24 protein-coding genes are annotated in these 25,590 nt (G+C 62.5%); 18 read left to right on the top strand and 6 right to left on the bottom strand.

Features of this window, described 5'->3' with window-relative positions:
- Window positions 1–19: 19 nt before the first annotated feature.
- Both NKH17_RS27730 and NKH17_RS27725 read left to right on the top strand, forming a co-directional pair.
- Window positions 20–742, top strand: coding sequence for an intradiol ring-cleavage dioxygenase (locus NKH17_RS27730; protein WP_352800645.1), 723 nt, complete (start codon window positions 20–22; stop codon window positions 740–742).
- Window positions 743–945: 203 nt separating this feature from the next.
- Window positions 946–1,428 (top strand): MarR family winged helix-turn-helix transcriptional regulator, encoded by a 483-nt coding sequence (locus NKH17_RS27725; protein WP_254816029.1) that lies wholly within the window; start codon window positions 946–948, stop codon window positions 1,426–1,428.
- 1 nt (window position 1,429) lies between these two features.
- On the opposite strand, the gene NKH17_RS27720 is transcribed toward NKH17_RS27725, so the two are convergent.
- Window positions 1,430–2,302, bottom strand: coding sequence for an AraC family transcriptional regulator (locus NKH17_RS27720; RefSeq protein WP_352900307.1), 873 nt, complete (start codon window positions 2,300–2,302; stop codon window positions 1,430–1,432).
- Window positions 2,303–2,352: 50 nt separating this feature from the next.
- On the opposite strand from NKH17_RS27720, the gene NKH17_RS27715 reads away from it, so the two are divergent.
- From NKH17_RS27715 to NKH17_RS27695, 5 genes are all read left to right on the top strand, one after another.
- Entirely contained in the window at window positions 2,353–2,760 is a 408-nt protein-coding gene (locus NKH17_RS27715; protein WP_352505890.1) for a DUF2000 family protein, read from the top strand.
- A 176-nt stretch (window positions 2,761–2,936) separates the two neighbouring features.
- Window positions 2,937–3,821 carry a DMT family transporter gene (locus tag NKH17_RS27710; protein ID WP_352972832.1) on the top strand — a complete coding sequence of 295 codons (885 nt, stop codon included), beginning with the start codon at window positions 2,937–2,939 and terminating at the stop codon, window positions 3,819–3,821.
- Window positions 3,822–3,889: 68 nt separating this feature from the next.
- Window positions 3,890–4,912 carry a LacI family DNA-binding transcriptional regulator gene (locus tag NKH17_RS27705; protein ID WP_254816382.1) on the top strand — a complete coding sequence of 341 codons (1,023 nt, stop codon included), beginning with the start codon at window positions 3,890–3,892 and terminating at the stop codon, window positions 4,910–4,912.
- On the top strand, window positions 4,909–5,889 hold the full coding sequence (locus NKH17_RS27700) for a 2-hydroxyacid dehydrogenase (RefSeq protein ID WP_352807408.1): 981 nt from the start codon (window positions 4,909–4,911) through the stop codon (window positions 5,887–5,889). The genes NKH17_RS27705 and NKH17_RS27700 overlap by 4 nt, the downstream gene beginning before the upstream one ends.
- A gap of 151 nt (window positions 5,890–6,040) precedes the next feature.
- Window positions 6,041–6,436 carry a hypothetical protein gene (locus tag NKH17_RS27695; RefSeq protein ID WP_352700894.1) on the top strand — a complete coding sequence of 132 codons (396 nt, stop codon included), beginning with the start codon at window positions 6,041–6,043 and terminating at the stop codon, window positions 6,434–6,436.
- Window positions 6,437–6,442: 6 nt separating this feature from the next.
- Here NKH17_RS27695 and NKH17_RS27690 read toward each other — a convergent pair whose 3' ends face one another.
- Window positions 6,443–7,216 carry a gamma-glutamyl-gamma-aminobutyrate hydrolase family protein gene (locus NKH17_RS27690; protein WP_352807403.1) on the bottom strand — a complete coding sequence of 258 codons (774 nt, stop codon included), beginning with the start codon at window positions 7,214–7,216 and terminating at the stop codon, window positions 6,443–6,445.
- Between the two features lie 284 nt (window positions 7,217–7,500).
- Between NKH17_RS27690 and NKH17_RS27685 the strand changes: the two genes are divergently transcribed.
- Entirely contained in the window at window positions 7,501–8,610 is a 1,110-nt protein-coding gene (locus NKH17_RS27685; protein WP_352469878.1) for a TRAP transporter substrate-binding protein, read from the top strand.
- 66 nt (window positions 8,611–8,676) lie between these two features.
- On the opposite strand, the gene NKH17_RS27680 is transcribed toward NKH17_RS27685, so the two are convergent.
- The 4 genes from NKH17_RS27680 to NKH17_RS27665 form a co-directional block, all read right to left on the bottom strand.
- Window positions 8,677–9,696, bottom strand: coding sequence for a zinc-dependent alcohol dehydrogenase family protein (locus NKH17_RS27680; RefSeq protein ID WP_352900302.1), 1,020 nt, complete (start codon window positions 9,694–9,696; stop codon window positions 8,677–8,679).
- A gap of 32 nt (window positions 9,697–9,728) precedes the next feature.
- A complete protein-coding gene (locus NKH17_RS27675; protein ID WP_352480106.1) occupies window positions 9,729–11,507 on the bottom strand; it encodes a TRAP transporter large permease in 1,779 nt (592 codons plus the stop codon).
- Window positions 11,507–12,091, bottom strand: coding sequence for a TRAP transporter small permease subunit (locus NKH17_RS27670; RefSeq protein WP_292658329.1), 585 nt, complete (start codon window positions 12,089–12,091; stop codon window positions 11,507–11,509). Before NKH17_RS27670 ends, NKH17_RS27675 begins: the two co-directional genes overlap by 1 nt.
- 181 nt (window positions 12,092–12,272) lie before the next feature.
- Window positions 12,273–13,178 (bottom strand): branched-chain amino acid ABC transporter permease, encoded by a 906-nt coding sequence (locus NKH17_RS27665; RefSeq protein WP_352900299.1) that lies wholly within the window; start codon window positions 13,176–13,178, stop codon window positions 12,273–12,275.
- 138 nt (window positions 13,179–13,316) lie between these two features.
- Here NKH17_RS27665 and NKH17_RS27660 point away from each other — a divergent pair, with 138 nt between their 5' ends.
- The 10 genes from NKH17_RS27660 (at window position 13,317) to NKH17_RS27615 (ending at window position 25,470) form a co-directional block, all read left to right on the top strand.
- A complete protein-coding gene (locus tag NKH17_RS27660) occupies window positions 13,317–13,925 on the top strand; it encodes a CGNR zinc finger domain-containing protein (RefSeq protein WP_352900296.1) in 609 nt (202 codons plus the stop codon).
- Window positions 13,918–14,448, top strand: coding sequence for a hypothetical protein (locus NKH17_RS27655; RefSeq protein ID WP_352900293.1), 531 nt, complete (start codon window positions 13,918–13,920; stop codon window positions 14,446–14,448). Before NKH17_RS27660 ends, NKH17_RS27655 begins: the two co-directional genes overlap by 8 nt.
- 224 nt (window positions 14,449–14,672) lie before the next feature.
- Entirely contained in the window at window positions 14,673–18,152 is a 3,480-nt protein-coding gene (locus tag NKH17_RS27650) for an indolepyruvate ferredoxin oxidoreductase family protein (protein WP_352900290.1), read from the top strand.
- Between the two features lie 151 nt (window positions 18,153–18,303).
- Window positions 18,304–20,625: a putative bifunctional diguanylate cyclase/phosphodiesterase gene (locus tag NKH17_RS27645; protein WP_352480089.1), complete on the top strand. Its 2,322-nt coding sequence runs from the start codon at window positions 18,304–18,306 to the stop codon at window positions 20,623–20,625.
- A gap of 149 nt (window positions 20,626–20,774) precedes the next feature.
- Entirely contained in the window at window positions 20,775–21,557 is a 783-nt protein-coding gene (locus NKH17_RS27640; RefSeq protein WP_352900287.1) for an N-acyl amino acid synthase FeeM domain-containing protein, read from the top strand.
- 119 nt (window positions 21,558–21,676) lie between these two features.
- A complete protein-coding gene (locus NKH17_RS27635) occupies window positions 21,677–21,826 on the top strand; it encodes a DUF3096 domain-containing protein (protein ID WP_013528205.1) in 150 nt (49 codons plus the stop codon).
- A 237-nt stretch (window positions 21,827–22,063) separates the two neighbouring features.
- Window positions 22,064–22,288, top strand: coding sequence for an aa3-type cytochrome c oxidase subunit IV (locus NKH17_RS27630; protein WP_254816044.1), 225 nt, complete (start codon window positions 22,064–22,066; stop codon window positions 22,286–22,288).
- An 81-nt stretch (window positions 22,289–22,369) separates the two neighbouring features.
- Window positions 22,370–23,644: a Re/Si-specific NAD(P)(+) transhydrogenase subunit alpha gene (locus NKH17_RS27625; protein WP_352900284.1), complete on the top strand. Its 1,275-nt coding sequence runs from the start codon at window positions 22,370–22,372 to the stop codon at window positions 23,642–23,644.
- Entirely contained in the window at window positions 23,644–24,066 is a 423-nt protein-coding gene (locus tag NKH17_RS27620; protein ID WP_302893582.1) for an NAD(P) transhydrogenase subunit alpha part 2, read from the top strand. The genes NKH17_RS27625 and NKH17_RS27620 overlap by 1 nt, the downstream gene beginning before the upstream one ends.
- Before the next feature lie 6 nt (window positions 24,067–24,072).
- Window positions 24,073–25,470 (top strand): NAD(P)(+) transhydrogenase (Re/Si-specific) subunit beta, encoded by a 1,398-nt coding sequence (locus NKH17_RS27615; RefSeq protein WP_352480092.1) that lies wholly within the window; start codon window positions 24,073–24,075, stop codon window positions 25,468–25,470.
- Window positions 25,471–25,590 lie beyond the last annotated feature (120 nt).

Genomic DNA, 25,590 nt, shown 5'->3' with positions numbered 1-25,590 from the left:
CGCATTGAAGAGACGCCAGATGTCCGACAAGTCCTTGCCACTAAGCCGCCGGCAGGCGCTCCGTCTCGTTGCGGTTACCGCTGGCGGCATATTCCTGCCCGCCGGTGCAAGGGCCGGGAAGGTCTCGCCCTATGCCGGGCTTGCTTTGTTCGAAGCCGGTGCCGGCGTCTGCGCCATCACGCCTGAGGTCACCGAAGGGCCGTTCTATTTCGACCCGAAGCTCGAACGCGCCGATATCACCGAGGGCAAGAAGGGCATCGCCCTCAATGTGCGGCTGCAAATCGTCGACGCCGCCTGCCGGCCGCTTCCCGGCGCACGCGTCGACATCTGGCATTGCGACGCCCAGGGCGCCTATTCCGGCTATCCCGGACAGGGCGACGGGCAGGATATCGACACGTCCGGCCAGAGCTTTCTGCGGGGCTGGCAGAGAACCGATGAAAGCGGCATCGCTTCTTTCGCCACCATCTATCCCGGCTGGTATCGCGGCCGCACCACCCACATCCATTTCAAGATTTTCCCTGACGACCGCTCGGTAATGACCGGCCAGATGTTCTTCCCCGACAGCCTCAGCGAGCAGATATTCGCCACCGTCGCGCCCTATAAAGATCGCCCCGGAAAACGCGATACATCGAACGCGCGGGACGGCATTGCGCGGCAGGCCGGGCTGCTGTCGCAGGCAGCGCTGCGGGAAATGGCGGACGCCTTTCAGGCCTTGATGGTGGTCGCGGTGAAGGCCGGTTGAGAACGCCTCGTCACGTCCCCATCCAGCCATTGCGGAAAGTCGTTTGTCATCTAACTGAAATAAACATCTGGCATTAGCCACGGCGAACACCGCGAAGCTTGCCGGCAAAGCTATTTTCCGAGCCGGAATGTTTTCGATGGTCATTGCCAACCGGCGGGCTGCTTTTATGCTGTCCGCACCGGTTCGGCCGAGGAGGGATGCGCATGGCCAAGGCGGACAAGACTGCAACAATGAGCCGGCTGCATTCGGCGGCGCGGCTGGCTCGCACGGCGCTCGCCGCCCGGCTTCTGGCGCATGGTTTCTATGCCGGCCAGGACCAGATCATGCTGGCGCTCGACCGCGAGGACGGGCAGACGCCCGGCAACCTTGCCGGCCGCCTCGGCGTGCGTCCGCCGACCATCACCAAGACCATCAACCGGCTGCAGGCGCAGGGTTTTCTGGAAAAGCGCGCCTCCTCCGCCGATGCCCGCCAGGCGCATATTTTCCTCACCGACACCGGCCGCGAAATCATCCACGCCATCGAGAAATCGGTGAAGAAGACCGAAAAGCAGGCATTGAAGGGTCTCGACAAGAAGGATCAGAAAGCGCTGTTCAAGCTGCTTGCCCGCGTCGAGGCGAACCTGTCGAACGGCGAAATGGTGCTCCCGGACGACGAACTGGATATCGAAGACAAGATGCTTGAATAGCTCACGCGTTCGCCGCTGACGGCCGCCGCGTCAGTGCCGACCAACGTCCCGGTGTGACGCCGAACGCCTTCTTGAAATGCCGATTGAAATGGCTTTGATCACTGAAGCCGGCGGCGATTGCGATTTGCGCCAGCGGCTCGTCGGCTTCGATCATCCGACGGGCTCGCTGAAGCCGGCGCATCAACAGGAACCGGTGCGGGCTGGTCGAGAAGGTCGCGCGAAAATGCCGCGACAGGGCATAACGGTCCAATCCGGTTATCGCCTCCAATTCGTCTGAACGTACAATCCGCGCGACATTTTCCTCCAGGTAGTCGCGCGCCAGGTTGGCGGCGCGCCACGCCGTTTTCGCTACCGGTTTCGCCGGCTGACCGGCGTGCCGGGCCAGGCTTTGCATAAGCTGCGTCATGAAATCGACGACAAACAGCTCGTCCAGTTGCTGATCCAGCGGCCCGAGCGCCGAAAGCAGCGTCGCGCGGAGATCGCGGTCTGTCACCACGGCATTCCTCACGAACGGCAGTGATCCGCCGCCGAGACAATCGAGCATCAGGGACGGCTCCAAATAGAGCATTCTGTATCGCAAGCCGTCTTCGGTGCCGGCACCGCCATCGTGCAGTTCGTCGGGATGAAGGATAATGATCTGGCCAGGCAGGCTCAGATGCATTTGGCCGCGATAGCGGAAGCGCTGCACGCCATAAAGCGTCACCCCGATCGCATAGGTGTCGTGGCGATGGAGATCGAAGGCGTTGCCGTGGAACCGGGCCTCGATGCGTTCCATGCCGGCAGCACGGGGTGCCGGTACGATGCAGTTTTCGGCTGCATCCACGCACAAACGTCCAAGACCCTGAAAGGCTTCCCCGTCTAGACCGTGCGGCATCGCTTTTCTCGCAGCCTCGGATTGGCCCCTTTCGGATTGGAAACTGTCGCATGTTCGATACGAAATTTGCAATCGTGCTCAAGGATGATCTTCCCGTCTGGCAAAAGCTCAATGTCACCGCCTTTCTGACCAGCGGCATCGTCGCGCAATTTCCCGACATTATCGGCGACCCCTACCGTGATCGCGCCGGCAATATCTACAACCCGCTGTCGATCCAGCCGGTCATCGTGCTTTCGGCGGACGGCCAGACGCTCGGCGCGATCCAGCGGCGGGCGCTGGAGCGTGGTGTGACGGTATCGCTCTATGTCGAGGAAATGTTTTCGACTGGTTATGATCTGGCCAACCGTGCCGTCTTTGCCGAATTTGCGCCGGAGGATGCCAAGGTGGTCGGCATCGCGCTTCGCGCCGAAAAGAAACTCGTCGACAGGATCACCAAGGGTGCCCGCATGCACGCTTGACTCGTCGGCCACCAGCAACAAAACCTTAGCCTGTCGTTGTGCCAGCCTCTTTTGGCTTGCCCGCAGGCGACAATTCCCGCATGGGTGAAGGACTGCCTTGCTTCCCGTCCGGCCTGAAATTGAATGCTTCCCCAAGACATGACGAAAGCGCGACATCGCCGGCGGCGATCCTGTGCATGCTTTCCGTCTATGTGTTTTTCACCTTCCTCGACACCAGCAGCAAGTACCTTGTCCTGGCCGGCGTCTCGGCGCTGATCGTCGCCTGGACCCGCTTCGCGGTCCATGTGCTGATCGTCGGCGTTTTTCTGCGCGGATGGCGTGAGCCGCTGCGCTTACGTCCCGCCAACCTGCCGGCGCACATCACGCGCGGTCTGCTCCTGTTCGGATCGACGATGTTCAACATTCTGGCGCTGCGGACGCTGCAACTGGCGGAAACCACCTCGATCTACTTCTTCGGCCCGATGGTGATCACCGCGCTTGCCGGTCCGTTGCTCGGCGAATGGGCCGGCTGGCGGCGCTGGCTGGCGATCATGAGCGGCTTTGTCGGCGTCCTCATCATCACCCGGCCGGGTGTCGGCGTTTTTGGCGTCGGCCATCTCTTTGCGCTCGGCTCGATGCTGTCGAACAGTTTCTACGTCATCATGACGCGCCGCATGTCGGCTACGGAAACCTCCGAAAGCCTCATCCTGTTTTCGGCGCTGGCGCCGGCCGTGCTGCTTTTGCCGACACTGCCGTTTTCGCCTTCGCTGCCGCAGGATGGCTGGCACTGGTTCATATTGCTGATGCTTGGCGTCTTCGGCGCCATCGGTCATTGGCTTCTTGTGCAGGCCTATCGCCTTGCCACCACCACGGCCCTGGCTCCCTATCCCTATTCGCAGATGATCTGGATGATCATCTCCGGCCTGATCGTCTTCAACCAGTTTCCCGATCGGTGGACGCTGGTCGGTGCCACAGTCATCGTCGCCAGCGGCCTCTACATCGTTCACCGTGAGCACCGGCTTCGTTTGCGCAACCGCGCGACGCTGGACGCGGAGGCGGAAGCGCTGGCAAAAAAACTTTGATTTGCTCGGAATCGATGGCATAAGAGCCGGCCTTTAAACAGTTTAAATTGCTTCGGGAGCGCAGGGCGCTGGCACAGAAGATCAAGCTTTCGACCATCGCGGATGCGCTCGGCGTGTCCACGGCCACGGTCTCGCTGGCCTTGCGCGACAGCCCGCTGGTCGCCGGCGGCACCCGCGACCGCATCAAGGAACATGCCCGCGCCATCGGCTATATCTACAACCGCCGCGCCGCCAGCCTGCGCACCTCGCGCTCGGGCATAGTCGGCGTCGTCGTCCACGACATCATGAACCCGTTCTTTGCCGAGATATTGCGTTCGATAGAGAGCGAGCTTGACCGCAGCCGGCAAACCTTCATCCTGTCGAACCACTACGACCAGCTCGAGAAACAACGCACTTTCATCGACACGCTTCTGCAGCTCGGCGCTGACGGGGTCATCATGTCGCCGGCCATCGGCACGCCTCCCGAAGACATATTCATGGCCGAGGAGAACGGTCTCCCGGCAGTGCTGATTGCACGCACCGTCGAAGGTGCCGACGTGCCGGTGTTTCGCGGCGACGATGCCTATGGCACCGGGCTTGCCACCAACCATCTGATCTCGCTTGGCCACAAGCGCATCGCAATGATCGGCGGTACCGATCAGACGTCGACCGGCCGCGACCGCTATCAGGGATATGTCAACGCCATGGAGGCGGCGGGGCTTGAGGTCAGGCCGTCCTGGCGCATCGCCGGCCCGCGCACCAAGCAGGCCGGCTTCGAGGCTGCCGGGCAGTTCCTGGCGCTAAAGGACAGGCCGACCGCGGCCTGCTGCTGGAATGACCTCGTCGCCATCGGCCTGATGAACGGCATTGCCCGCGCTGGTCTGGTGCCGGGCATCGACATTTCGGTCACTGGTTATGACGACCTCGAGGAGGCGGCGATCGCGACGCCGGCGCTAACCACGGTCTGGAACGGCCAGCGTGAGGTTGGCCGCCGCGCTGCCAGCGCGCTGCTCGACAAACTCAACGGACAGACGGTGCGGCCGTCGCAGGAACTGATCAAGCCGGAACTGCATGTGCGCCAGTCGACCGGCAAACCGGTGGAACGTGCATGACAAAAACCGACCAGCAAGCTGTCACCATTCTGGTGCCGGGCCAGTTCAACGACCATGCGGTCGGCCGCATCGACGGGGCGTTCAGCCGCGTCCTGATCGAACGCGCCGATCCGTCGCTGGTCACCGACGAGATGCGCCTTACGGTGCGCGGCATAGCCGCCTTTGGCGGCATAAGCGCCGCGTTGATGGACGCGCTGCCAAAGCTCGAGATTATCGCCAATTTCGGCGTCGGCTATGATTCGGTAGATGTCCACCACGCCGCACGGCGCGGCATCATGGTCACCAACACACCGGATGTGCTGACCGAAGAGGTCGCCGACACGGCGCTCGGCCTGTTGATCAATACCATCCGCGAACTGCCGCGCGCCGAGGCCTGGCTGCGCGACGGAAGTTGGTTGCGCAACGGCAACTATCCGCTGAGCCGTCTGACTTTGCGCGGTCGCCATGTCGGCATCTTCGGCATGGGCCGCATCGGCCTCGCCATTGCCCGCCGGCTCGATGCTTTCGGACTGCCCATCGCCTATCACAACCGGCGCCGCGTCGAAGGCCTGTCCTATGACTATCACCCGACGCTGAAAGGTCTCGCCGAGGCGGTCGACACGCTGATCTCGGTGGCGCCCGGCGGGGCCTCGACGGACAAGGCCGTCAATGCCGAAATCCTCTCGGCTCTGGGGCCGAACGGCGTCTACGTCAATATCGGCCGGGGCAGCACGGTCGACGAACCAGCTCTTGCCGCCGCACTTGCCAGCGGCAGCATCGCCGCTGCCGGGCTAGACGTTTTTGCCGACGAGCCGAACGTGCCTGCGGCGTTGCTTGCCGCGCCCAACACCTCGCTTTTGCCTCATGTCGGCTCGGCCTCGCAGCACACCCGCCGCGCCATGGCGGACCTGTGCGTCGACAATCTGGTCTCGTGGTTTTCGCAGCGCAAGGCGCTGACGCCGGTGCCGGAGACGGCAAACGTCAAGGCGAGGCCGTGACCGCCCTATGTTAACTTCAGCTTAACCCTTCGGAATCATTCTGCCTCCTTGGCTAGTGTATGTCCCCTTGACAGCACATGGCAGCAAGATGAAGCGCGCCTCCTCCTGATGACATCGAACACGGCGCGCTTGAAATGCGCGGAGAAACAGGATGAAAACGCTTCCCGCATTGATGGCGATTGCTGCGCTGTTAGGCAGCGTCCAGCTGTTTTACGCCGGTAGCGGTCAAAGCCGCGCAGCCAGTGAACCAGCACCTTCGTCCAGCACCTACAGGCTGGTAGCCCATGGTGACGAGGCGTCTTGTGCGGTCACCCGTGGCGCCGAGATTTCGCAAGGCCTGTCGCTGTTGACGGTCGCCGCGAATTGCCGCCGGGTGTTGCCCGGTGTCGAGCAGGCGAAGTTCTGGCGAGAGCAGGATGACGGCACGGTCACATTCAGCGCCAACGGCAGCGATCCGATCGTCATGTTCTCGGTCGCCGATGGCGACGGTTACGAATCCTACGCGCCGGCGCTACCGCTACTGACCCTGGCGTCGGCCGGCAACTGACGAGCGCTATTCTGCCGCAGCGCGCGCACCCGATTTCGCCGCCTGATGCAGCCGCACCGCGTCGCCGAAAGCGCGAAATATCTTTACCGAGATGCTGTCCGATTTGACCCAGTATTCGGGATGCCACTGGACGCCGACGGCGAAAGCCCGTGCATCGCGCACCGAGACCGCCTCGACAGTGCCGTCGGCGGCGACCGCTTCGACCTGCAGCTTTGAGCCAAGCCGGTCGACAGCCTGGCGATGCACCGAATTGACCATGATGTCGCCGGCGCCGAAGACCCCGGCCAGGCAGCTGCCGGGTTTTATCGACACGCTCTGGCGGATGGCGAAGCGTTCGTCCTGATTGTCGCTTGCAGGCGCACGATGATCGAGCGAACCGGCGCGTTCCTGGATTTCAGTGGCCAGCGTGCCACCCAGCGCCACATTCATCTCCTGGATGCCGCGGCAGATCGCGAGCAGCGGTACTCCGCGCTCCACCGCCCTGCGGATCAGCGGCAGCGTGGTGGCGTCGCGGGCGGGGTCGTAGGGACCATTGGCTTCACTGGCGTCACCGCCGTAGAGCGAGGGATGAACGTTGGACTTCGAACCGGTGACCATGACGCCGTCGACGGCGGAAAGCAGTTCATCGAAGTCGAGCCGGTCGCCGAAGGACGGTACCAGCAGCGGGAACACGCCTGCCCCTGAAAGCGCCGCTTCAAGATATTGCTGCGGCGCGGCATGCCAGGTGTAATTGTCGAACTGGCGGACGTCGGTCGATATGGCGACGAGCGGCTGGTGCATTTGGTCCGGATCCCATCGGGTGCAACGAATTATCTGCCTGCAAAATAGGCGATCCGAAGGCGCATTTCCATGGCAAGTTTCGGCGTGTCGCGTAGACCAGTTAATCGACGTTAGACTATAGTTGCAAGATCTGGCCCAACGCCGTGAATTTCTCCGAAATGCGCCACTCAAACCGGGCTGCCGCGCTGGACTCGACTCCTTGCCTGTGTATTGTCGGCTCGAAGCCGATGCGGGCGCCGAAGCGTCCCGAACGTCGGTCAGTTGATCCAAACGGGAGGAACTTCATGGATCGTCGTTCGTTCATCCGCAAGGCCGGCACCACCGGTTTCGGCGCTGCGGCCGCTGCCGCGACACTTGCTGCGCCGGCCATCGCCCAGTCCAATCCGAAAGTAACCTGGCGGCTGGCGTCGTCCTTCCCGAAGTCGCTCGATACGATCTACGGCGGTGCCGAAGTGTTTTCCAAGATGCTTTCGGAGGCGACCGACGGCAACTTCCAGGTCCAGGTCTTCGCCTCCGGCGAACTCGTTCCCGGCCTGCAGGCCGCCGATGCCACCACAGCCGGCACGGTCGAGGCCTGCCATACTGTGGCATACTATTACTGGGGCAAGGACCCGACCTGGGCGCTGGGAGCGGCGGTTCCGTTTTCGCTCAACGCGCGCGGCATCAACGCCTGGCACTATCATGGCGGGGGCATCGATCTGTTCAACGAGTTCCTGGCGACGCAGGGTCTGTTCGGGCTGCCGGGCGGCAATACCGGCGTGCAGATGGGCGGCTGGTTTCGCAAGGAGATCAAAACGGTTGCCGACCTTTCCGGCCTCAAGATGCGCATCGGCGGTTTTGCCGGCAAAGTGGTGCAAAGGCTCGGCGTGGTTCCGCAGCAGATCGCCGGTGGCGACATTTATCCGGCGCTGGAAAAGGGCACGATCGATGCCGCCGAATGGGTTGGCCCTTATGATGACGAGAAGCTCGGCTTCTACAAGGTTGCGCCCTATTACTACTATCCCGGCTGGTGGGAAGGTGGACCGACCGTCCATCTGATGTTCAACAAGGCGAAATACGACGAACTTTCGCCGGCTTACAAGTCGCTGGTGCACACTGCCGCCCAAGCGGCCGATGCCAACATGCTGCAGAAATACGACTACCTCAACCCGGCGGCGGTGAAGCGGCTGGTTGCCGGCGGCGCCAAGTTGAGTCCGTTCAGCCAGGAGATCATGGCCGCCTGCTTCGAAAAGGCCAACGAGGTCTATGCCGAGATGGAAGCCTCGAACGCGCCGTTCAAGAAGATCTGGGACTCGATCAAGGCGTTCCGCAAGGAGCATTATCTCTGGGCGCAGGTGGCCGAGTACAACTACGACACCTTCATGATGGTCCAGCAGCGCAACAGCAAGCTCTGAACCTTGCTGCTCTGCGGCGCCGGCGTTCCTTCGGGACGCTGGCGCCGCAGCGCATTCCGTTTGCGATCAGCCGGGCACCACCAGAACCTTGACCTCGCCTGGCGCAGGCGGATTGGCGATCACTGCAGCTGACTCTTCAAGCGTGACCTGCCGCGATATCAGCCGGTCTACCTCCATTGCCCCCGAGGCGATAAGATCGGCGGCCCGGCGATGGGTAAAGGGATTGAGGAAGGAGCCCAGGACCTTCAACTCGCGGAACAGCAGGTCGAACGGTTCGAACGCCGCTTTCATGCCTTGCGGCATAACGCCGACGACGACAATTTTGCCGCCCGCTTTGGCCAGCCGCATCGCCTGCTCAACAGTGTCTTTCACGCCGGCGCATTCGAACACCACGTCGACGCCGCCCGGCATCAAACCCGACCGGCCGACGATCGCATCGGTGACATCGAAGGCGCTGGGATCGAGCGTCGCCGTTGCGCCAAGTTGCTCAGCAAGAGCCCGCGAGGCCTGACGCGTCGACAGGATGATGGTCGTCGCACCGGCGAGCTTTGCCAGCTGAACGGTGAGCAGGCCGATCACGCCGCCGCCGAGCACCGCGACCGACGAGCCTGGTTTGATCGCGGCAAGGTCCACGCCATGCAGGCAGCAACCGAGCGGCTCGCAGAAAGCACCATGCGTAGGCTTCAGATCGCCTGGCAAGGCGAAGGCCTGTTTCTGCGGCAAGGGAAGATATTCGGCAAAGCCGCCGTCGCGATGGATGCCGATGGCACGCAGATTGCTGCAGAGATTGACTCGGCCCGCCTGACAATGCGCACAGCGCCCGCAGGCAATATTGGGATCGCCGGTGACGCGGTCGCCGACCGAAAAGCCGGATACCTCAGGTCCGATCGCCTCGACGATGCCGGAGAATTCATGCCCGAGCGTCACCGGCGGCGTGCACGGGAATTCACCGTGGAAAAGATGCCTGTCGGTGCCGCAGACGCCGCACGCCTCGATCCGCACCAGCAGATCGCTCGGCCCGGCGGTCGGTTTCTCGACCTCGCACACGGCGAGGCTGCCCACTCGCTCCAACCGAACCGCCTTCATGGCTGCCGGGCCTTCCTCAGTTGAAACTCGCCTCAGTTGAAACTCGGGGGTTGCGACAGATCGATTGCCGGTGCCGCCGGCTTCGCGGGCGGCTTTTCGTCGAAGCTCGGCGGCTGCGACAAATCCGGTGTGGAAGGTGAGGCAGGGGCAGTGCCGCCATTGGCCGGCGGCGTGCCGAGCGGCGACAAGCCGATGCCAGGCGTTTCCGGCACCTGGTAGTTGATGGTGCCCGGATCGACGACGGTGCCTTTGTAGTGCATCACCATCTGCGGGAAGGCGATAGTCAGGCCGATCATGATCACCTGGATACAGACGAAGGGCACTGCGCCCCAATAGATCTGCCCGGTGGTGACCGGCGCTATCTGCTTGCCGGTGAGCCGGTCGAGATAGGGCACGCGCGCGGCGACCGAGCGCAGATAAAACAGCGCGAAGCCGAAGGGCGGATGCATGAAGGAGGTCTGCATGTTGACGCCTAAAAGCACGCCGAACCAGATCAGGTCGATGCCGAGCTTGTCGGCCGCCGGTGCCAAAAGCGGCACGATGATGAAGGCAAGCTCGAAAAAGTCGAGGAAGAAGGCGAGCACGAAGACGAGGATGTTGACGCCAATCAGGAAACCGACTTCACCGCCCGGCAGCGAGGTCAACAGATGCTCGACCCAGATGTGGCCATTGACCCCGTAAAAGGTCAGCGAGAACACCCGCGCGCCGATCAGGATGAACAGAACGAAGGACGACAGCCTGGTCGTCGAGGCCAGCGCCTGCTTGACCACGTCGAGCGACAGCCGCCCCTTCATCGCAGCCATTGCCAGCGCGCCGACGGCGCCCATGGCGCCGCCTTCCGTCGGCGTGGCGATGCCGAGGAAGATGGTGCCCAGCACCAGGAAGATCAGTGCCAGCGGCGGGATCAGGACGATGATCACCTGCTGCGCCAGCCTCGACATCAGGTTGATCTTCAGGCGCTGGTCGACGATCGCCACGACATAGATGAAGATGACGCCAATAGTGGCGCCGAGGATATCGGCGTTGCCGCCATGGTTCGGCGCAAGGTAGCGATACGCCGCATAGGAAACCACCACCGCCGCCAGCACCGCCGCCAGCAGCGACAGCACGCCGTGGCCGAGCGTGCGGGCCTCCAGCGGCAGGGCCGGCATCGACTTCGGCCGGAAGATCGACATGAGCAGGATGTAGAGCATGTAGATGCCGGTCAAAATGAGCCCGGGGATCAGCGCCCCCTTGTACATATCGCCGACCGAGCGGCCGAGCTGGTCGGCCAGCACGATCAGCACCAGCGACGGCGGGATGATCTGGGCGAGCGTCCCGGACGCGGCAATGACGCCGGATGCCAGCCGCCGGTCGTAGCCGTAGCGCAGCATGATCGGCAGCGAAATCAGACCCATGGCAATGACGGAGGCCGCCACCACGCCGGTCGTCGCGGCAAGCAGCGCGCCGACGAAAATCACGGCATAGGCAAGGCCACCACGAACCGGTCCGAACAGCTGGCCGATGGTGTCGAGCAGGTCTTCGGCCATGCCGGATCGTTCGAGCACGATGCCCATGAAGGTGAAGAACGGGATCGCCAGCAGCGTATCGTTCGACATCACCCGGCTGCCATAGAAATTATCCGGCAACGCGTGCAGCAACGGCCAGGCGAGATTGATGGAGCCGCCCGAATAGGGCGACAGCAGCACGCCGATGAAGAAGAACATCAGGCCGTTGGCAGCGAGCGAGAAGGCGACGGGGTAGCCGATCAGCAGGAAGACGACCAGCGAGGCGAACATGATCGGCGCCATGTTCTGGGCGATGAACTCGATCACGAGCGCACCTCTTCGACGAGCGCCTTGGCTTCTAGCTCGGCCTGCTCATGCACCGATATGAACGGAGTGGGATCGTCCATCTGACCGCGCATGATGGCGATCTTCTTGATGATCTCGGAAATGCCCTGCAGCGCGAGCAGAAAAAAGCCGACCAGCAGAATCGCCTTCGCCGGCCAGATGATCAGCCCGCCGGAATTGTTCGACATCTCGCCGCTGCGATACGACAGCGACACATAGGGAACGAAATAGACGACCATCAACGTCACGAACGGCATCAGGAAGAAGACGTGACCGAAAAGGTCGATCCAGTGCTGCACGCGGCGCGAGAACATCCCGTAGACGATATCGATGCGGATATGGTCGTTCTGTTTCAGAGTGTAGGCGGCGGCCAGCATGAAGGCGGCGCCGAACAGATACCATTGCAATTCCAGCCAGGCGTTCGAGGACATGTCGAACACCTTGCGGATCACGGCGTTGGCGGCGCTTACCAGGATCGCCAGCAGGATCAGCCACGAAACCCATTTGCCGATGAATTCGTTCAAACGGTCAATGGCTCTGGAAAGAGCGAGAAGCCCTGCCATGCATTCCTCCCTTGTGTCGGAGCGCGCCGGTTCCCTGTCCGTCGCGTCGCTGTGGACCAACGGTATGCAGTGCGTGGTTCGGCGGGTCAACATCGGACAGCCCGCATAAACACAGTTGTGAGGTGGCCGCCGGCAAAATGCTGCCGCGTCCTTTGCATGTCCAACCAAAGTCGGATGCGGCTCAGGCGATCTTCTGTTGGTCGCGGCCGGAGCCGATCAGCACAAGCATAGCGACGAGGAACAGGTACATCCAGCCGTCCCGCCATTCGAGCGGGAAATAGCCGGACCATAGCGATTCGGCCATGCCGAAAGCGGCGGCGCCCAGTGCCGCCCGCAAAGGCGAGAGATAGCCGCCCACTGCGGTCACGAACAGGATTTTCAACCCGTAGACCAACCCTGTGCCGAAGCCGATGTTGCCGTAGTAGAAGGCGGCGAGCACGCCAGCCATTGCCGCGCAGAGGCCGCCGAAAAGCACTGCACGCCGAAACACCGCGCGGACATCGACGCCGCACATCGCAGCGGCCTTTGGATCGTCGGATACGGCACGCCAGCTTCGGCCGAAGCTGGAATGTGTGAACCCCCACGCAGCCAGCGAAATAGCCGCCAGCACGGCGGCGCAATCGAGCAACTGAATCAGTGTCAACGTCGCCTTGAAGCTGGCATTCTGCGCGAAGACGATGGTCTGGGCCAGCATTGGCGGCAACCATAGGTCATGGGTATCGGCGGCGATGCGGCTGGCTTCCGACAAGACCAGCAATATGCCGAGCGTCGTCACCACGATGGCGTTGGGCGAGCGGGCGGCCAGCGGTTCGAAGATGCTTCGCGACAGGACATGGCTGAGCAGCGCCGCATAAAGGAATGCCGCCACTACGCCGAGCGCGACCGATGCAAACAGCGTCAGCCACAGCGCCTGATAGCCGAACGCCGCGGTGAGGATCATCGTATGCCCGCAAAAGGCGAACAGCGCGCCATAGGCAAGATTGGTGCGGTGCAGGATGCCGTTGGTCAGCACGTAGCCGAAGGCAAGCAATGCGTAGAGCGCGCCCGAATGCAGCCCGTTCAGAACCTGCTGGAAGAAATAGAGCATGCAAGACCCTCGATGCATGCCCCACAATCGGGGCGGGGCTTGAGACGACGACATTCTCGATACGGCGATCGCCTCACTGACGAGCGTTGCACCCGGAATCTAACTTGTCAAACGCGATTTATCGGTTAGATTCGCGATATGACAGTATCCTGGACTCCGCACCGCTTCACCGGTGGCATGCTGGCGCTCGACACGGCGAACACCGTCGTTTTGCGGAACGATCCGGAGGAAACTTTCGACCGTTTCGACGATCCGGCCGAGATCGCCCGCTTTGCCGAAGCCGCGAGTGGCTTTCGCGCCACCGAGCTCGGCGGCAGGCGGCTCGTAGCGCCGGCGCCTGAAAAGATCGCACCGGTGGTGCTGTCGATTCGCGAGACGACCGATCGGCTGTTTCGCGGCGCGGTATCGAAAGGTGCGATCGACACTGCCGACATGCCTGAATTCCTGGAAGCCTGCGCCGATGGCCTCGCCCATGGCCACACCGAAATAGGCGCGCCCGGAAAACCGTTCGGCGATCCGGCAACGCCGATCGCCTTCGAGGTGGCGCTTGCGGTCTCGGCGCTGTCGCTGCTGCGCAACGACACCATCGCCAGGCTGAGGATATGTCCGAACTGCAGCTGGCTGTTTGTCGACAAAAGCCGCAATTCCAGCCGCCTCTGGTGCGACATGGCGGTGTGCGGCAACCGCCAGAAGGCAAACCGATACTATCGCCGCCGGACCGCGGCCAGGGAGGTCACCAATGCCTAAGAAATATTTGCGCGCGATGATCGTCGTCGCGGCGTTGTTCGCGGCGACCGCGCTCGGCGCCTGCCGTGATTCCGGCAAGGACCAGCTGTTCGCCATTTCCGGGAAGCTGTTCGAATTCAACTACCGGCTGGGTATCGCCACCTACGTCATCACCCTCAATCCGCTGCGGCCGGTGGGTGAGGGGCAGGTCGCCGTGGTCTCCTTCCAGAACCCGGCCGGTGGTGATCCGATCATCGTCACCCAGAAAATATGGCCGAAGCTGCCGCATGTGACGCTCACCAGCCCGCCGCTCACCTGCGTTGTCAAGGACAAGCCCTATGCGGTGTCGATCCGAATCGAGGATTCCAGCGGCCAGTTGCTGCAGAGTTTCGAGACCACTCTGACGTCCTCGCTCGACCAGTCGGTCCTGCCCGACCGGCCCCTGGTGGTCGGGCCAGTCTACGAGCTCAACAAGGACTTGGCCGGCCATGTCGACGGCAAGCTGCCCGGTGAACCGAAGCCCAGTTGCCCAAAGGCTGCATGATGCATCACCAGCGGCACCGACCGCCGCCGGAGTTTTCGTGCTAGGCCATCCTCCCCGGCAGGCGTTTCGTGGCGCCACACCGCCGCGCACCGATCGTTTGTTGCGGACCGCCTGGCACCTTCGATTTTGTTTGACCTCCCCGGCAAGGGAAGAAAGACTGTAGGCACTCGACTCCGACGTTGGCCGTGCACCTCCTGGCACGGTCTCCGCACAGGAAACGCCTGATGACGCTGCACAACGTCGCGCTCGACGACAAGTTCGACCTGGCAAAGGAGCGCATCTTCCTGTCGGGCGCCCAGGCAGTCATCCGCATGCTTCTGATGCAGCGCGAGCGCGACCGCCGGGCTGGCCTGAACACCGCCGGTTTCGTCTCCGGCTATCGTGGCTCGCCGCTCGGCGGCCTCGACATGCAGCTGTGGAAGGCCAGAAACCAGCTCGCGCAGTCGGACATCGTCTTCCAGCCCGGTCTCAACGAGGAGCTCGCCGCCACCGCGTGCTGGGGCTCGCAGCAGGCGGAATTGCTGGGCGAGGGTACCCATGACGGCGTTTTTTCGGTCTGGTACGGCAAGGGTCCGGGCGTCGACCGCTCCGGCGACGTGTTCCGCCACGCCAATCTCGCCGGGTCGTCGAAACATGGCGGCGTGTTAGCCCTGATGGGTGACGACCACATGGCCGAATCCTCGACCAACGCGCATGCCACCGAGTTCCTGTTCGTCGACACCATGGTGCCGATCCTCAATCCGGCCGGCGTCCAGGAGATCATCGACTACGGCCTCTACGGCTTTGCCATGTCGCGTTTTGCCGGCACCTGGGCGGCGATCAAATGCGTCAAGGACAACATCGAATCGACGGCCTCGGTCGATGCCGCGCTCGACCGGCTAGATATCGTCGTCCCGGACTTCGACATGCCGCCCGGCGGCCTCAACATCCGTAACGAGATCGACATGCTCGGCCAGGAGGAGCGGTTGCATGAATACAAGCGCGCCGCAGCTTCCGCCTTCATCCACGCCAATGGGCTGAACCGGATCGTCTATTCGGGCGGCAGCAGCGCCAGGCTTGGCATCGTCACCATCGGCAAGAGTTATCTCGACGTTCGCCAGGCGCTGGAGGATATCGGCATCGACGAAGCGGCCGCCAATCGTATCGGCATCAGGCTGTTCAAGGTCGGCTGCCCGTGGCCGCTCGACCTGCAGCACATCGCCGACTTTGCTCGCGGCCTCGATACCATCGTCGTCGTCGAGGAGAAACGCTCGCTGATCGAGGTGCAACTGCGCGAGAACCTTTACGGCACCGCGACGCAGCCGGTCATCGTCGGCAAGAAGGACGAGCGCGGCGACTGGCTGTTCCCGGCCAAGGGCGCGCTCGACCCCAACGACATTGCCATCGCGCTCGGCGAGAGGATTTTGCGAACGATCGGCCCGTCGGAGGAAATCGCCGCGCGGGTGGCGAAGTTGCGACAGTTCCAGGCGATGCTGGCCGACACGTCAGACATCGCCTCGCGCACGCCGTTCTTCTGCTCCGGCTGCCCACACAATTCCTCGACCAAGGTGCCGGACGGCTCGCTCGCCGCCGCCGGAATCGGCTGTCATTTCATGGCGTTATGGATGGACCGCAATACCGTAGGCTTCACCGCCATGGGCGGCGAGGGCGCGCAGTGGGTCGGCCAGGCGCCGTTCTCGAAGCGCGAGCACATCTTCCAGAACCTGGGCGATGGCACCTACAACCATTCGGGCGTGCTGGCGATCCGCTTCGCGCTGTCGACCGACGCCAACATCACCTACAAGATCCTCTACAATGACGCCGTCGCGATGACCGGCGGGCAGCCGCACGAAGGCGGCCTGACGGTGGACATGATCGCCAGGCAGGTGCGCGCCGAGGGCGTCCAGCGCATCGCCATCGTCACCGACGAGCCGGACAAATATACCGGCAAGGTGGAATTTCCCGCCGGCGCCACTATCCATCACCGCGACGACCTCGATCTCATCCAGCGCGAGTTGCGCTCGGTCAAAGGCGTCTCGGTGCTGCTCTACGACCAGACTTGCGCTGCCGAGAAGCGCCGTCGGCGCAAGCGCGGCACCTTCCCCGATCCCGACAAGCGTATCTTCATCAACGAGCTGGTCTGCGAAGGCTGCGGCGATTGCGGCGTGCAGTCGAATTGCGTCTCGATCCAGCCGGTCGAGACGGAATTCGGCCGCAAGCGCAAGATCGACCAGTCGAGCTGCAACAAGGACTTCTCTTGCGTCAACGGTTTCTGCCCCTCCTTCGTCACCGTCCACGGCGCCAAAATCAGGAAAGCCGAAGGCATAGCCGGCGCGGCCAACCCGCTCGCGGGGGTGCCGGCGCCGGCGCAATTTACGCTCGGTGAACAAGGCTGGGCGGCGATCATCGACGGTGTCGGCGGCACCGGCGTCGTCACCATAGGCGCGGTGCTAGGCATGGCCGCACACCTGGAAGGCAAGGGCTGCGGCATGATCGACATGGCCGGCCTCGCCCAGAAGGGCGGCTCCGTGTTCACCCATGTCCGCATCGCCCGCACGCCGGACGACATCCACGCCATTCGGGTATCGGCCGGCAAGGCCGACCTCGTGCTTGGCTGCGATCTCGTCGTTTCGGGTGCCAAGAAGGTGCTGGCCGCGGTGCGCGAAGGCCATACCATCTTCCTCGCCAACACCGCCGAGATCATGCCGGGCGAGTTCGCCCGTTCGGCCGATTTCTCGCTGCCCGTCGAGCGGCTGAAGAAAGCGATAAGAACGGCCGCGGGCGACGACAAGGCGCATTTCTTCGACGCCACCCGCACCGCCACCGCGCTGTTCGGCAGCTCGCTTGGCGCCAACATGTTCATGCTCGGCTTCGCCTTCCAGCATGGCGGCCTGCCGCTGTCGGCGGAGGCGGTCGAGAAGGCGATCGAACTCAACGGCGAGGCGGTGGCGATGAATGTCGCGGCATTTCGCTGGGGCCGCCGCGCCGCCCACCAGCCGGATTTCGTGCGTGGCCTTCTCGCCCAGCCGGGCAAGGCCACGCAGCCTGCCGCCATTGCCGAGACGCTGGACGACATCATTGCTCGCCGCGTCACCTTCCTTACCGCCTATCAGAACGCCGCCTATGGCAAGCGCTATGCCGACAGACTGGCGGCGCTGCGCAAGGCCGAAACCAATGCTGTGCCCGGGTCGACCGCGGTGACCGAGGCTGCCGCAAAGAACCTGTTCAAGCTGATGGCGATCAAGGACGAATACGAGGTGGCGCGGCTTTATACGGACGGCTCCTTTGCCGCAGAGCTCGCAAAGCAGTTCCAGAGCTACGGCAAGCTTGAATTCCATCTCGCACCGCCGATCATGGGCAGGCGCGGCAGTGACGGGAAGCCGAAGAAATCGAGCTTTGGCCCGAGGATGATGAACGGGTTCCGCCTGCTGGCGGCGATGAGGGGGCTGCGCGGCACCGCTTTCGACCTGTTCGGCTACAGCGCCGAGAGGCGTATGGAGCGGCAGCTTCTTGCCCTCTATGAAGCCGACCTGGACCTTGTCGCCGGCGCGCTGGCGCCGGGCAAGATCGAGGCCGCTGCCGCGCTTGTTTCGGTACCGGCGCTCATCCGCGGCTTTGGCCATGTCAAGCAGGCCAGTGCCGAAAAAGCCGCCGGCGAACGCCAGCGCCTGCTCGACCGCCTCTCGACGGCGCCGCTGCGGCCGCAACTTCAAGCCGCCGAATGATTCCGCACGTGATACCCCTTGTTTACCTGAACTGTAGTTTCCCTGCTTCCGCAGCGTCACCAATGGATGCCGGCAGGGTTCGAAACGCCGCTCTAAACCTTTCTTAAGGCCAATGTGACACTGCTGGGTTCCCCAGGGTTGGGATCCAGGCGTGAATCTGAGACGAAAAAACGAGATTCCGGTCGACGTTTACATTCCGTTCGTGGAAACGCTGTTTCGCGACGGGTTCACGCTGTCGATCGGCCTTGTTGCGCAGACACTCCTCGTCATTCTGGTCTATTGGAAGACCATGGACTTGGCGTATCTTCTAGTTGCTGCTGGGCTCATCATTGTCGGTACTCTGCGCCTTCGCAACATCCGGAAATACGGGCGACTTCCCTCCCCGACGACGTGGGAAGAAGCCCATGATCGCGAAAATGATTACATAATTTTCGGTTCGATGCATGGTTTCATGCTTGGCGCGTTCTGTTTCGTTAGCATCTATCTGGCAAATGACAGCCACGACAACTATGCCGAAATAGCCTCTGTCTGCGTCACTCTTGCATCGGTCACGTCGATTGCCGGCCGCAATTATGGGTCGCCGCGCATGGTCATGATTTTTATCATTACCACCACATGGCCCATATCGCTTGGCTTTATCCTGCGCGGCGATATCTACCACATTATCCTCGGTCTGATGTCGGCCCCTTTTCTGTTTGCGATCAAGCGGTTCGCCGACATCGTCCGCGAAGTCCTGTTTACCGCCCTGTCGGAGGAAAAGAAGGCGAACCGCATCGCGCAGCGTTTCAACCGCGCGCTCAACACCATGTCGCATGGCCTTGTCATGCTTGGTCCCGACGGCCGGGTGGCGGTGGCCAATGCCGAAGCCGCGCACCTGATGTCGCTCAAATCGGCCGATGCGCTGCTAGGCCGCTCGATTCACGGTCTGCTGATGCGCGGCGCTGCAGGTGGCATGCTGGCGCCGAAAGATTGCCGTTACATCGAAGCCCAGCTGACGCGTGCGTTGCGCGAGGGCCGCGACCGCAAGGTCCTGGTCTCGCTCACCAACGGCCAGCACTATGAATTTTCGGCGCGCGAAGGCAGCCAGGAACTGGGCGTCGTCACTTTCGAGGATGTGACCGCCCGGGTCGAGGCGGAAGACAAGATCCGCTTCATGGCGCGCTACGACAGTCTCACCGGCCTGCCCAACCGCGCCTACTTCCACGAGTTGGTGGTGGAAGCCATGGCCTCAGGGGATCCCGCGCGTCTCTGCGGGCTGGTGGTGCTCGACCTCGACGATTTTAAGAGCGTCAATGACACGCTCGGCCATCCGGTCGGCGACGGATTGATCTACGCGGTTGCCGAGCGGCTGGCCGCGGTCGCTGGGCCAGGCATCACCGTCAGCCGCTTCGGCGGCGACGAGTTCATGATCTTCTTCGAGCGCATCGAGGATGAAAGCCATCTGATCGGCCAGGTTGATGAGATCTTTGTCAATCTACAGGGCGAGGTCGATGTCGCCGGTCACGGATTACGCATCCAGGCCAGCGGCGGCGCGGTGCTGTCGCGGGTCAAGGATACCGACGTCGACGCCATGATCGTCAAAGCCGACCTTGCACTCTACAAGGCCAAGGAGCTTGGCAAGAACGGTTGGCGGCTGTTCGAGGCCTCCATGGATGCTGCCTTCCGCAGCCGTCAGCTGATGAAGGCGGACCTGCGCAGCGCCGTGGAAAACAACGAATTGCGGGTGGTCTATCAGCCGATCGTGGCGATGAGCACGATGCGTATCGCCAGTTGCGAAGCGCTGTGCCGCTGGGATCATCCCGATCTCGGGCCGATTTCCCCCGGTATCTTTATTCCGCTGGCGGAGGAAATGGGGATTATTTCCGACATCAGCACCTTCGTCCTGCATGCGGCCTGCACGGAATGCGCGAAATGGCCGGCCCAGACCAGCGTGTCGGTCAATCTCTCGGCCAAGGATTTCCGCAACCGTGATGTCATCCAGAAGGTTCGCGACGCGCTAGCTGAATCCGGTCTTTCCGCCGGACGTCTGGAGATCGAGGTCACCGAGACGGCGCTGCTCGACGACAAGTCGCTGACACGCCAATATATCGAGGAGTTGAAGCGGCTCGGCGTGCGCATTGCGCTCGACGATTTCGGTACCGGCTATTCGAGCCTGAGCTATCTCCACAAGCTGCCGCTCGACAAGATCAAGATCGATCGCTCGTTCCTGATCGACGTCACCCAGAACAGCCGGTCGCTCGAATTGCTGAAGGGCATCGTCAACCTGTCGCGACCGCTGGGACTTTCAGTCACTGTCGAAGGTGTCGAGACCTTCGAACAGCTCAAGATCCTGGCATTGCAGGTCAAGCCGGACCTGGTCCAGGGCTTTCTGTTCGGATCTGCGCTCAGCGCGTCCGGCATCGAGACCATGTCGAGCACCGTCTGGCCTTTCGCCAAGGACATCCAGACGGCAAGGAAGGCGCCGCGGCGCTGACTTCGCGCTGAAAACCGCGTATTTTAGTATAATTTTATTAATGATTAACCTTAACGGGCGGTAAACGACCTCCTACTTATTTTCATCTTTACATCTCATGACCCGTCCGTAGTGTCGGCTGGTGGCGGCAATCGCGGGGAATAGAGTTCATGTGTGCCCAGTTGAGTTCGCTCGGCCATGCGGCGGGCGCTGGTGGGAAAGATGCGTCCGAGACCATGTCCAGCTTCGCGCAACATGTCTATGCGCTGCTTGACCGGACGGAGTACCGACGCTGTGAAAGCGGCGAGGACTTCGAAAGCATTTACAGGCTGCGCTACAATTCCTATCGGATGAACGATCTGGTGCCCGAGAATGCGTCCCGTCAGGTCCATGACGAGTTTGACGAACTGGCCAATTGCCATACGTTTGGAATCTACATCGAGGGGCGGCTGGTCAGCACGATGCGCCTGCATGACGTGTCTGCTGATAACGCCACATCACCAGCGCTCAGCGTATACAAGGACTTGTTGATGCCGCGTCTGGCGGCCGGCGAAGTCTTTATCGACCCGAGCCGTTTTGCCGTGGACGCCGAATGGTCACGGCTTTACCCTCAGATCCCGTATGTGACGCTGCGCCTTGCCGGCATGGCGTGCTTCCATTTCGGCGCGCCTTATTGCATATCCATGATCCGTGAGGACCATGCGGCTTTCTACAAGCGCATCTATCGGGCGCGACCGATCGGTGATGCGCGGCCCTATGCCGGCGTGATCAACTGTTTTGCGCTGCTTTATCAGGCCGATGTCCTGGCGATCAAGAATGAAACCTACGCTCGCTTTCCGTTCTTCCGTTCGACGCCGATGGAGCAGCGCATGTTGTTCGATAAGCCCGGCGCCGGCGAACTCGCGCCGCTGACCATCCTGCCCACCGCCAAGTATTTTCGCGAAGCCGCCTGAACGAGCCCATGGAGCCTTCCGGTGGCTTCGGCGTTCTGTGCAAGGGTGCTGGTGGTACGCCGGCATGTCCGACATCCATCACACACCGCTTCGACAGCCATCCGATCAAAGGAACCGATATGACCATTTCCACGCTCGCCCTCACCCCGCTTATCTCGCTGATTGCAGGCGTGCTGATCCTGGTGATGCCGCGGCTGCTCAATTATATCGTCGCCCTTTATCTGATCGTTGTCGGCCTGCTCGGGCTGTTCCCGCATCTCGCCGGCTAACGACATCGGCAATAGCGGACCTGCCATCCATTGTGATTGGTATCGCCGCGCTCCGCCCCGCCTGGTTTGAGGGCTCGGGTCAGTCATAAGACGCTGCGCATGTTGCGCCACATCATCGGCGCAGAGATTTCAAGTTTTGCTTGAGATTGTTGGCTGCGGCGATGCGGCAATAGCGCCATTGCCCTTAACGCGGCTTTTCGCTATGTGCCTGAAAGATGTCTTCGAAGGGGTATTCCAATGGCTGAACATACGCCGACCGGTCCTGTCGAACTGGGCGCGAAGATGGACTATGCCGAGCACGACCGCACCTATGCCGGCTTTGTGATGCTGGCCAAATACGGGTCGCTATTTTGCGCCGCCGTGCTTCTTGCCATGGCGTTCGGCTTCTTTGTGGGCGGCTTCTTCTCGGCGACTATCCTGTTCGTGCTGATCCTGGCCATCGGCGCTTTTATTCTCCGATAACTCCTCCAACCTTTATCGAAGGCGCCGCCGCGGACGGTCGGTGTCTTGCGGTAACAGGGTTCCGGCCGAAAGGATCGTGCGGTGGGACAGACGGTTTTCATCCCTCGCGAGCTCGACGCAAACGAGCCTCGCGTCGCGGCCTCGCCCGATACGGTGAAGCGGCTGGCAGCGCTGGGTTTCGATGTAATCGTGGAAACCGGCGCCGGCACGGCGTCGCGCATTCCCGACGAGGAGTTTGCCCGGGTCGGCGCCGCGATCGGCAAGGCCGGCGATGCTGCCAAGGCCGACGTGGTGCTGAAAGTGCGCCGCCCCATGGACGCCGAGCTGAAGGGCTACAAGCCCGGCGCCGCTGTCATCGCGATCATGGATCCCTACGGCAACGATGCTGCCGTCGCAGCCCTTGCCAGGGCCGGTGTTACTGCCTTCTCCATGGAGTTCATGCCGCGCATCACCCGGGCGCAATCGATGGACGTTCTATCCAGCCAGGCCAACCTCGCCGGCTACCAGGCGGTGATCGATGCGGCTGCCGAATATGACCGGGCGTTGCCGATGATGATGACGGCGGCTGGCACGGTGCCGGCTGCGAAGGCGTTCGTCATGGGCGTCGGCGTCGCCGGTCTGCAGGCCATCGCCACCGCGCGCCGCCTCGGCGCCGTGGTCACCGCCACCGACGTGCGCCCGGCCGCCAAGGAGCAGGTCGCCTCGCTCGGCGCAAAATTCCTGGCCGTCGAGGACGAGGAGTTCAAGGCGGCTGAGACGGCTGGCGGCTACGCCAAGGAAATGTCGAAGGAGTACCAGGCCAAGCAGGCGGCGCTGACCGCCGAGCACATCGCCAAGCAGGACATCGTCATCACCACGGCGCTCATCCCCGGCCGGCCAGCGCCGAAGCTGGTTTCGGCGGCGATGGTCGCCTCGATGAAACCCGGCTCCGTGATCGTCGACCTCGCGGTGGAGCGCGGCGGCAATGTCGAGGGCGCCGTGCCCGGGAAGGTGGTGACCGCCGCCAACGGGGTAAAGATCGTCGGCCATGTCAACGTTCCCGGTCGCGTCGCCGCCTCGGCCTCGCTTCTCTATGCCAGGAACCTCTATGCCTTCCTCGAGACGCTGGTCGACAAGGCGACGAAGACGCTTGCCATCAACCGCGACGACGAGCTGGTCAAGGCAACCATGCTGACCGATGCCGGCAAGGTCGTGCATCCCGCGTTCGTCAGGGCTGAACAGGAGCCACCAAAGGGCCAACATGTCGAACCACCGGCCATTCCGGCGAGGACGATGGTTGCCGAGGCTTCGGCGAAGCCGGCTGCGAAGAGACCAGCCGCTTCGAGGAAGCCCAAGACCACCGGAGGGATCGCGTGATGGATCAGACTCTGCAGAAAGCCCTCGACCAGCTCGACCAGGCGACAGCTGCCGTGCGGCTCGCGGTTCAGAACCTGGCCGCCGCGCCCGGCACCGAAGCGGCGGGTGACGCCGCTCACGCGCTGTCCGGCGGTGCCATCGATCCCTTCGTCTTCCGCTTCGCCATCTTCGTGCTGGCGATCTTCGTCGGCTACTACGTCGTCTGGTCGGTGACGCCGGCGCTGCACACGCCATTGATGGCCGTCACCAACGCCATTTCCTCCGTCATCGTCGTCGGCGCGTTGCTGGCCGTCGGCATCTCGGCCTCGGGCATCGCCACCGGCTTCGGCTTCGTTGCGCTGATGCTGGTATCGGTCAACATCTTCGGCGGCTTCCTCGTCACCCAGCGCATGCTGGCTATGTACAAGAAGAAGGAAAAGTAGGCCGCTATGAACGCCAACTTCGCTTCCTTCCTCTATCTGGTCTCCGGCATCCTGTTCATCCTGGCATTGCGCGGCCTGTCGCATCCGACCACCAGCCGCCAGGGCAACATGTACGGCATGATCGGCATGGGCATTGCCATCGCCACGACGCTGGCTCTGGCCACCCCTTCCGCCGGCCGCTTCGCGCTGATCGTGCTCGGGCTGCTGATCGGCGGCTCGGTCGGTGCGGTCACGGCACGGCGCATCGCCATGACCTCGATGCCGCAGCTGGTCGCCGCCTTTCACTCGCTGGTCGGTCTTGCTGCGGTCATGGTGGCGGCCGCCGCCATCTATGCACCGGAAAGCTTCGGCATCGGCACCGTCGCCGATATTCATGCCCAGGCGCTGATCGAGATGAGCCTCGGCGTTGCCATTGGCGCGATCACCTTCACCGGCTCGGTCATCGCTTTCTTGAAGCTCGACGGCCGCATGTCGGGCAAGCCGATCATGATCGGTGGCCGCCACTTCATCAACGCGGCGCTGGGCATTGCGCTGATCGTGCTGATTGTGCTGCTCGTCACCACCGAGTCCAAGCTGGTGTTCTGGCTGATCGTTGCCGGCTCGCTGGTGCTGGGCGTCCTTCTCATCATCCCGATCGGGGGCGCCGATATGCCGGTGGTGGTGTCGATGCTGAATTCCTATTCCGGCTGGGCCGCCGCCGCACTCGGTTTCACGCTCGGCAATCTGGCGCTGATCATCACCGGCGCTCTGGTCGGTTCATCGGGCGCCATCCTGTCCTACATCATGTGCAAAGGCATGAACCGGAGCTTCATCTCGGTCATCCTCGGCGGCTTCGGCGGGGAGACATCAGCCATTGCCAACGACGGCATCGAGCGCACGGTCAAGCAGGGCTCGGCCGAGGATGCCGCCTATCTGATGATGAATGCGCAAAAGGTCATCATCGTGCCCGGCTACGGCATGGCCGTCGCCCAGGCGCAGCACGCGCTGCGCGAGATGGCCGATAAGCTCAAGGCCAACGGCGTCGACGTCAAATACGCCATCCACCCCGTCGCCGGCCGCATGCCCGGCCACATGAACGTGCTCTTGGCCGAAGCCAACGTGCCTTATGACGAAGTGTTCGAGCTGGAGGACATCAACTCTGAGTTCGCACAGGCCGACGTTGCCTATGTCATCGGCGCCAACGACGTCACCAATCCCTCGGCTCGTGACGACAAGTCGTCGCCGATCTACGGCATGCCGATCCTCGATGTCGACAAGGCGCGCACCTGCCTGTTCGTCAAGCGCTCGCTTGGCTCCGGCTATGCCGGCATCGACAACACGCTGTTCTACAAGGACGGCACCATGATGCTGCTCGGCGACGCCAAGAAGATGACCGAGGAGATCGTCAAGGCTATGGATCACTGAAAAGGCGTCGCTGCCAACTCACTGCCGATCGTCGAATACAGCCCGGCTCCGCGCCGGGCTTTTTCTTGGCTGTTACCGGTTCTGAAGCTACGATGCCGACCGTCGTCTTGCAAACGGCGT

The sequence above is a fragment of the Mesorhizobium sp. M1334 genome (assembly GCF_040317995.1).
Taxonomy (GTDB): Bacteria; Pseudomonadota; Alphaproteobacteria; order Rhizobiales; family Rhizobiaceae; genus Mesorhizobium.
This window is presented reverse-complemented; position numbering and strand designations above follow the sequence as displayed.